Source organism: Actinomycetes bacterium (assembly GCA_035506535.1).
Classification (GTDB): Bacteria; Actinomycetota; Actinomycetes; order DATJPE01; family DATJPE01; genus DATJPE01.
The window spans coordinates 1-7916 of the sequence record DATJPE010000100.1; the positions used below are offsets into that span (position 1 = coordinate 1).

Consider the following 7916-nt stretch of genomic DNA (forward strand, 5'->3'; position numbering starts at 1 on the left):
GCTCGGCGGACCGCTGCGCTCGGCGGACCGGTGTATTGGCTTCAGCCGACTGCCTCGAGGATCTCGTCGGAGACGTCGTAGTTCGCGTACACGTTCTGCACGTCGTCGCTGTCCTCGAGGGCCTCGATGAGGCGGAACACCTTGCGGGCGCCCTCCTCGTCGAGCTCGACGGTGACCGAGGGCAGGAACGTCGGGTCGGCGGAGTCGTAGTCGATGCCCGCGGCCTGCAGGGCCTTGCGGACCGCCACGAGGTCGGTCGCCTCCGAGACGATCTCGTACGCCTCGTCGAGGTCGTTGACCTCCTCCGCGCCGGCGTCGAGCACGGCCGCGAGGACGTCGTCCTCGGACAGGTCGTTCTTCGGCACGATGACCACGCCCTTGCGGGTGAACAGGTAGGAAACCGAGCCGGGGTCGGCCATCGAGCCGCCGTTGCGGGTCATCGCGACGCGCACGTCGGAGGCGGCGCGGTTGCGGTTGTCGGTGAGGCACTCGATGAGGACGGCGACCCCGCCGGGGCCGTACCCCTCGTACATGATCGTCTGGTACTCCGCGCCGCCGCCCTCCGCACCGGAGCCGCGCTTGACCGCGCGGTCGATGTTGTCGTTGGGGACGCTGGACTTCTTCGCCTTCTGGATCGCGTCGTACAGCGTCGGGTTGCCGTCCGGGTCGCCACCGCCGGTCCGGGCGGCGACCTCGATGTTCTTGATCAGCTTGGCGAACAGCTTCGACCGCTTGGCGTCGACGACCGCCTTCTTGTGCTTGGTCGTGGCCCACTTGGAGTGGCCGCTCATGCCTGCTTGCCTCTCACCATCTCGACGAAGTACGCGTGCACGCGCAGGTCCCCGGTCAGCTCGGGGTGGAAGGACGTCGCGAGCAGATGCCCCTGCCGGACGGCGACGATCCTACCGGCGGCGGGCCCGGACTCGACCCGGCCGAGGACCTCGACGGCGGGCCCGGCCTCCTCCACCCACGGCGCACGGATGAAGACGGCGTGGACCGGCGCGCCGTCGAGTGCGGTGAGCCGTACGTCGGCCTCGAAGGAGTCGACCTGGCGCCCGAAGGCGTTGCGCCGCACCGTCACGTCGATCCCCCCGACCGTCTCCTGGTCGGCGGCGGCATCCAGAACGCGGTCGGCGAGGAGGATCATCCCGGCGCAGGAGCCGTACGTCGGCATCCCCGCCTTGACCCGCTGACGGAGTGGCTCGAGCACGTCGAAGGTCCGCGCCAGCTTGGCGATGGTGGTCGACTCCCCGCCCGGCAGGACGAGGGCATCGACGCGGGCGAGCTCCTCGGGACGGCGTACGGGCACGGCGAGCGCACCGGCCGCCTCCAGGGCGCGCAGGTGCTCACGGACGTCGCCCTGCAGCGCCAGGACTCCCACCGCCGGCCCGCTCACGATCACCCGCACCCTCTCGACAACCCGCCTGACCGCTCACCACCCACCACTTGTGGCGGGATTCGCGTCACTTCGCAGCCCCGGAGTGACGTGCTACCCGCCACAAGTGGGAAGAGGACGAGGTGGTGGCGGGCTACCAGCCCCGGGAGGCGAGGCGGTGGTCGACGGGTACGTCGTCGACGTTGATCCCGACCATCGCCTCGCCGAGACCGCGGGAGACCTTGGCGATGACGTCCGGGTCGTCGTAGAAGGTGACCGCCTTGACGATCGCCTCGGCCCGTCGGGCCGGCTCGCCGGACTTGAAGATCCCCGAGCCGACGAAGACGCCGTCCGCGCCCAGCTGCATCATCATCGCCGCGTCCGCCGGGGTGGCGATCCCGCCCGCGGTGAACAGCACGACCGGCAGCCGACCCAGCGAGGCCACCTCGCGGACCAGCTCGTAGGGCGCCTGCAGGTCCTTCGCGGCGACGTACAGCTCGTCCTCGGGCAGCGTGGTCAGCCGGCGGATCTCGTCCCGGATCGCGCGCATGTGCGTCGTCGCGTTCGAGACGTCCCCGGTGCCCGCCTCCCCCTTCGACCGGATCATCGCGGCGCCCTCGCTGATGCGGCGCAGCGCCTCGCCGAGGTTCGTCGCGCCGCACACGAACGGCACCGTGAACGCCCACTTGTCGATGTGGTGGGCGTAGTCGGCGGGCGTCAGGACCTCGGACTCGTCGACGTAGTCCACGCCGAGGGACTGCAGGACCTGGGCCTCGACGAAGTGCCCGATGCGCGCCTTGGCCATCACCGGGATGGACACCTCGGCGATGATCGCGTCGATGAGGTCGGGGTCGCTCATCCGCGCGACGCCGCCCTGGGCCCGGATGTCGGCAGGTACGCGCTCCAGCGCCATCACCGCCACCGCACCCGCGTCCTCGGCGATGCGGGCCTGCTCGGCGGTGACCACGTCCATGATCACGCCGCCCTTGAGCATCTCGGCCATCCCGCGCTTCACGCGCGCGGTCCCGGTCGGGCGGGCCGCGTCCGCGGCGGCGCTGGTGTCGGGGACTGGGTGCTCGGTTGCCACGATGAGGCCTTCGCTTCGCAGGGTCAGGGGCGGCACCGGCGGGCGAGCCCGGGCCGTCCCCGCGATTCTACGGCCAGGTCAGCGGGTCAGGGTGGCGTGCGTCGTGCGGTTGACCAGCAGGACCCACACCTGGCCCGGCGCGAACGGCAGGCGTGCACCGGTCGAGGTCGTCCAGATCGTGCCGCTCGTCTTCGACGCCCGCGACCAGCGGGCGGCGTACGCCTTGCCGTTGCGCAGCACCAGGGCGCTGCCGCTGCCGATGGTCACCGACATCGGGGTGATGCCCCCGTGACGGTCGCCGTAGCCGGAGTCGTACATCCGCACGTACTGGACGACGACCGTGGTGCCGCCCATGCGTTTGCCGTCGGAGATCGCCTTGATGCCGTCCATGGTGAGCAGCCAGCGCTGAGTGGCCGGGTTCCAGACGAAGACCGCCTTCGCCGCCGGCCAGCGCACGGTGGCGCTGCTGACCTTGAGGCCGCCCGGCGGCGGAGTCGTCGAGAAGCGGAAGCCCACGTCCTTGGCGTGGGCCGCGTGCGGGGCCCGTGCGAGCAGCTCGGGGCCGACGCCGAAGAAGTTGTACGGCGCCGGGCGGCTCGGGTCACGGAAGTACCCCGCCGGCCCGACGTCACCGCTGACGTTGAACAGGTTCGCGGCGGCGATCACCGGGCGCAGCCTGTGCTGGGCGCCCGAGTAGGCGAAGGCGACCTTGCCGTACTGGGCGAACAGGTCGATGTCGGCGATCCGCGCGCTGCGGATGGGGCCGATCTTCTTCGGGATCTCGGTCGAGAAGACGGCGGCCATGCGCGTCAGGCCGCCCTCGACCTGTTCGATGTAGACCACGTCGGCGTCCTCGATGCCCGCGTGCGGCTCGGCGTAGGGCGTGTTGTCGAGCTTGACCACGAGCACCCGCCCGTCCTTCATCCCGACCCGTCCGGACAGCAGCGAACGCTGCACCACAACCGGAGCGGACGACGACGGCGAGCCCGACGTCGACGGGGACAGCGAGCCGGAGCTGGCCAGAGCGGACGAGGAGGCCAGCGGCGCGGTGCTGGTCGCGGGGCTCGACCCGCCGGAGGTGCAGGCGGTGACGAGCGCGGCCGTGCCCGCGAGCGCGAGCAAGGCGATCAGGTGACGTCGAGACACCGCGCCAATGTACGTGGGGGTCAGCCGAGAGCCGGCGGAGGCGCGTCGTCGATCTCGAAGACCCTCGGCCAGGGGGCGTGACCGGCGAGCCCGAGCCGGCGCACGAGGGGGCGCCGCCGCAGCCGCAGCGTGGCCCGCGCGGCGTCGTTGGCGAAGCGTCGGGCGAGCTGCACCCGTTGGCACGCCGAGCGCAGCTCGTCGAGCAGCTCGGCCTGCGGGCTGCCGTCCACGGCGGCGACGTCGACCTCGTCCACGGCGGCCCGAAGGGCCGAGGAGAGGGCGCTCTCGACCGGTTCGCGCCGGGCCAGGTCGGCGCCAGAGGCGACCTGCGCCTCGTGCGCGGCGTCAGCGAGCAGCAGGCTGGACGCCGGGTCGAGGACCCCCGAGTACGCCAGCTCGGCCGCCGCGGCGGAGCGGCGGATCAGCTGGGCGTCGAGTGCCGACTCGGCGGCCTCGAGGCGGACATGGAGGCGGTCGAGGCGGCCGGCCAGCGAGCGGACGTACAGCAGCACGACGACGACCAGCAGCCCCAACAGGGCCAGCGTGTACGCCCACGAGCTCACGAGTCGTCCTTGAGCCGGGTGAAGCGCCCGAAGACCTGCAGGCGGGAGTCCTCGCGGACCCCGCGCTGCCCGGCCGTGACCGTCTCGTAGACCTCGACGACGCGCTGCGCGACCGTGGTCCAGTCGTACTGGACGACATTGACGTCGGCCGCCTCGACCAGCGCGCGCCGGGCGCCGGCATCCCCGAGCAGCGCCACCGCCTGCCGGGCGAGGTCCACGGGGTCCTCGTTGGCGAACAGCGCCCCGCTGCGGCCGTCCTCGAGGACGTGCCGGAACGGCTCGAGGTCGCTGGCCAGCACGGGCGCGCCGGCCGACATCGCCTCCAAGAGGATGATCCCGAAGCTCTCGCCGCCGGTGTTCGGCGCGATGTAGAGGTCGAGGCTCGCGAGCAGGCGCGCCTTGTCCTCGTCGCTGACCAGACCGAGGAAGCTCACCCGCTCGGCCAGCTCGGCCGGCAGCTCCTTGCGTACGTCGTCGACGTCGCCGGGACCGGCGACCACGAGCTGCACCTCGGGCGCGCCGGCCACGATGGCGGGAAGCGCCTCGAGCAGCACCTGCAGGCCCTTGCGCGGCTCGTCGATGCGGCCGAGGAACCCGATCCGCGAACCGGACGTGCCCGGCAGGTCGTCGAACGGCTTGGCCCCGCGGAAGGCGTCGACGTCGACGCCGTTCGGCACCAGGACGGCATCGACGCCGAGGTGCTCGACGAGGGTGCGGCGCGCGTACTCGCTGACCGCGATCCGGGCGCTCACCTTCTCCAGCGCGGTGTTGAGGATGCCGCCGGCCGCCACCAGGCCACGGGACCGGACCGCGCTCATGTGGAAGGTCGCCACGATCGGTCCGATCGCCGCCCAGCACGCGAGCACCCCGAGGCTCGGTGACGTCGGCTCGTGCACGTGCAGGACGTCGAAGTCGCCCTCGCGGATCCAACGGCGGACGCGGTTCGCCGAGACCGGCCCGAACAGCAGCCGCGCGACCGAGCCGTTGTAGGGCACGGGGACGGCGCGCCCGGCGGGGACGACGTAGGGCGGCAAGGCCTCGTCGTCGTCCGCCGGCGCCAGGACCGACACCTCGTGGCCGGTCCGGGTCAGCTCCTCGGCCAGGTCGCGGACGTGGCTCTGGACACCTCCGGGGACGTCGAAGGAGTACGGGCAGACCAGGCCGACCCTCATGCCGCCCCCTCCCGCTTCCGAACCGCGATGTCGGCCTCCCACAACGGCTGGAGCATGTGCCAGTCGGCGGGGTGCTCGGCGATGGCCGTCTCGAACACCGACGCCACCGCCTGGGTCGCCGCGGCGACCCGCTGCTGCCGGTCGCCCTCCGTCGGCGGCAGCACCTGCGGGTGGATGCAGCCGACCGTACGGTCCCCGTCCACCCACAGCGAGACCGGGAAGAGCACCGCTCCGGTCGCGACCGCCAGCGCGGCCGGCCCGCCCGGCATCTTGGCCTGCTCCCCGAAGAACGACACGGCCAGGCCGGAGCTGGTCAGGTCCCGGTCGGCGACCAGGCACACCAGCCGGCCCTGGCGCAGCCGTTCCAGCAGGGTCCGGAACGGGGGTACGTCCCCAGTGAGGGCGAGCACCTCCATGCCCAGCGAGCGGCGGTAGTCGACGAAACGGTCGAAGAGCGCCTCCGGCTTCAGCCGCTCGACGACGGTGGTGGGCGGCGCGTGCGCGTAGTTCACCCACGCGCCGGCGAGGTCCCAGTTGCCCATGTGCGGCAGGGCACACACGACACCGCGCCCGGAGGTGATCGCCGCGGCGAGCCGATCCTCGCCCTCGACCAGCTGGAAGCGGTGGGGCAGCTCACGCTTCGCGATGGTCGGCAGGCGGAAGGCCTCGAGCCAGTAGCGCAGGTAGCGACGCAGTCCCTCGTGGACGACCTGCTCCAGCTCCTCGGGTGTCGCCGCGGGCAGCACGCGCCGGAGGTTGCGCCGCAGCTGGCGTACTGCCTTGCCGTCCCGCTCGTACGTCCGGTCGGCGACGGAGCGGAACAGCGACGCCGCGACCGGCTCCGGCATCCAGCGGATCGCTGCCCAGCCCGAGGCGTAGCCCGCGTCGGCCAGCATCCCGGTGACGGTGTCCGGTCCCACGCTCATGCCTCCGAGGCGCGGACTTGCGTCCGCACGGTCCAGATGCGCTGGACCGCAGTGACGGCACTGGCGATCGCGACCACCCACAGCGAGACCGCCTGGACGTAGGGCACGCCGAAGCCGTCCAGGCCAGTGCCGATGAGGGCGATCACCAGGCGTTCGGAGCGTTCGAAGAACCCGACGTCGGCGTTGCGGCCGAGGCTCTCCGCGCGGGCCTTGGCGTACGGGACGACCGCACTGCCCACCAGGCAGGCGACGGTCACGCCCGCGAGCACGACCTGGTCGCCATCCCCGGCGAACCACCAGAGCAGGCCCGCGAACACGCAGCAGTCGGCGATGCGGTCCATGGTGGAGTCGAGGAAGGCGCCCCAGGTGCTCGGGCGACCCTGCAGACGCGCCATCGTCCCGTCGAGGGTGTCGGAGAACACGAAGGCGGTGATGATCAGCGTGCCCGCGACGAACTTCCCCCGCGGATAGAACGCCAGCGCGGCCGCGCTGACGCCGAGCGTGCCGATGACCGTGATGACGTCTGGGGACACCCCGAGGCGCAGCAGGAGGCGGGCCACCGGGGTCAGCAGGCGGTTGAAGAACGCCTTGGCGTACCGGGCCAGCACGCGGGGCAGCCTAGCCAGGAGTTGGGCCAGCCCCTGAGATTGGCGCTCGCCAGACGCTCGTACCCGCATCCCGTACCGGCCGGAGCAGGGACGACGCGAGCGGTAAGGCCAGCCACCCTTGCGCCCGCTGCCCGCCGGGAGCACAGTCTCGGGGATCCGACGCTGCGGGCTTCGCGACGAAGCGGGCCCGGAAGGAGGCCACCGTGTCCCGTCCCAACACTCCCGGCCAGTCCCCCTCGGCAGGCGCCGGCAGGGCACCTGTGGCCGACCGCCCGGAGCGCATCCGCAACGTCGTGCTGGTCGGCCACACCGGAGCGGGGAAGACCACCCTGATCGAGGCCCTGCTCGTGGCGACCGGGACGATCTCTCGGGCCGGTCGCGTCGAGGACGGCACGACGGTCAGCGACTTCGACGAGGCGGAGCAGCGCCAGCAGCGCTCCGTCTCCCTCGCCATCGCGCCGCTCGAGCACGACGGCACCAAGGTGAACCTGCTGGACACCCCCGGCTACGCCGACTTCGTGGGCGACCTGCGAGCCGGACTCCGCGCCGCTGACGCCGCGCTGTTCGTCGTCTCCGCCGTGGACGGCATCGACGGCAGCACGCGGCTGCTGTGGGAGGAGTGCGCCGCGGTCGGCATGCCCCGCGCCGTCGTGGTCACCAAGCTCGACAAGGAACGCGCCGACTTCGACGAGACGGTGGCGGTCTGCCAGCGGGTCTTCGGGGACGGCGTCCTGCCCCTGTACCTGCCGCTCGCGGCGGACGACGGGACGCCGGCCGGGCTGATCGGGCTGCTGTCCCAGCAGGTCTACGACTACTCCGACGGACGACGTACCCAGCGCGACCCCGACCCCGAGCACTTGCCGCTCATCGAGGGCGCGAGGAACGCCCTCATCGAGGGGATCATCGCGGAGTCCGAGGACGAGACCCTCATGGACCGCTACCTGTCGGGCGAGGCGATCGACGTCGAGGTGCTCATCGAGGACCTGGAGAAGGCCGTCGCCCGGGGCTCGTTCTATCCCGTGCTGGCCGCCGCCAGCCC

General features: G+C 72.2%; 9 protein-coding genes. 1 reads left to right on the top strand and 8 read right to left on the bottom strand.

Going from position 1 to position 7916, the window contains the following annotated elements:
• Positions 1 to 41: 41 nt before the first annotated feature.
• The 8 genes from VMI11_15775 to VMI11_15810 form a co-directional block, all read right to left on the bottom strand.
• Entirely contained in the window at positions 42 to 791 is a 750-nt protein-coding gene (locus tag VMI11_15775; GenBank protein ID HTY73858.1) for a YebC/PmpR family DNA-binding transcriptional regulator, read from the bottom strand.
• Positions 788 to 1399 carry a pyridoxal 5'-phosphate synthase glutaminase subunit PdxT gene (gene pdxT, locus VMI11_15780; GenBank protein ID HTY73859.1) on the bottom strand — a complete coding sequence of 204 codons (612 nt, stop codon included), beginning with the start codon at positions 1397 to 1399 and terminating at the stop codon, positions 788 to 790. The genes VMI11_15775 and pdxT overlap by 4 nt, the downstream gene beginning before the upstream one ends.
• A gap of 130 nt (positions 1400 to 1529) precedes the next feature.
• Complete coding sequence (gene pdxS / locus VMI11_15785) at positions 1530 to 2462, bottom strand: pyridoxal 5'-phosphate synthase lyase subunit PdxS (GenBank protein HTY73860.1); 933 nt, start codon at positions 2460 to 2462, stop codon at positions 1530 to 1532.
• A gap of 78 nt (positions 2463 to 2540) precedes the next feature.
• Complete coding sequence (locus VMI11_15790; protein HTY73861.1) at positions 2541 to 3608, bottom strand: DUF3048 domain-containing protein; 1068 nt, start codon at positions 3606 to 3608, stop codon at positions 2541 to 2543.
• 20 nt (positions 3609 to 3628) lie between these two features.
• Positions 3629 to 4171, bottom strand: coding sequence for a hypothetical protein (locus VMI11_15795; protein HTY73862.1), 543 nt, complete (start codon positions 4169 to 4171; stop codon positions 3629 to 3631).
• Positions 4168 to 5343, bottom strand: a complete 1176-nt coding sequence (locus tag VMI11_15800; GenBank protein ID HTY73863.1) for a glycosyltransferase family 4 protein — start codon at positions 5341 to 5343, stop codon at positions 4168 to 4170. The genes VMI11_15795 and VMI11_15800 overlap by 4 nt, the downstream gene beginning before the upstream one ends.
• Positions 5340 to 6269, bottom strand: coding sequence for a phosphatidylinositol mannoside acyltransferase (locus tag VMI11_15805; protein ID HTY73864.1), 930 nt, complete (start codon positions 6267 to 6269; stop codon positions 5340 to 5342). Before VMI11_15805 ends, VMI11_15800 begins: the two co-directional genes overlap by 4 nt.
• Positions 6266 to 6877: a CDP-alcohol phosphatidyltransferase family protein gene (locus VMI11_15810; protein HTY73865.1), complete on the bottom strand. Its 612-nt coding sequence runs from the start codon at positions 6875 to 6877 to the stop codon at positions 6266 to 6268. The genes VMI11_15805 and VMI11_15810 overlap by 4 nt, the downstream gene beginning before the upstream one ends.
• A 260-nt stretch (positions 6878 to 7137) precedes the next feature.
• Between VMI11_15810 and VMI11_15815 the strand changes: the two genes are divergently transcribed.
• Positions 7138 to 7916 (top strand): GTP-binding protein (locus VMI11_15815; protein HTY73866.1); only part of this gene is annotated, 779 nt, incomplete at its 3' end.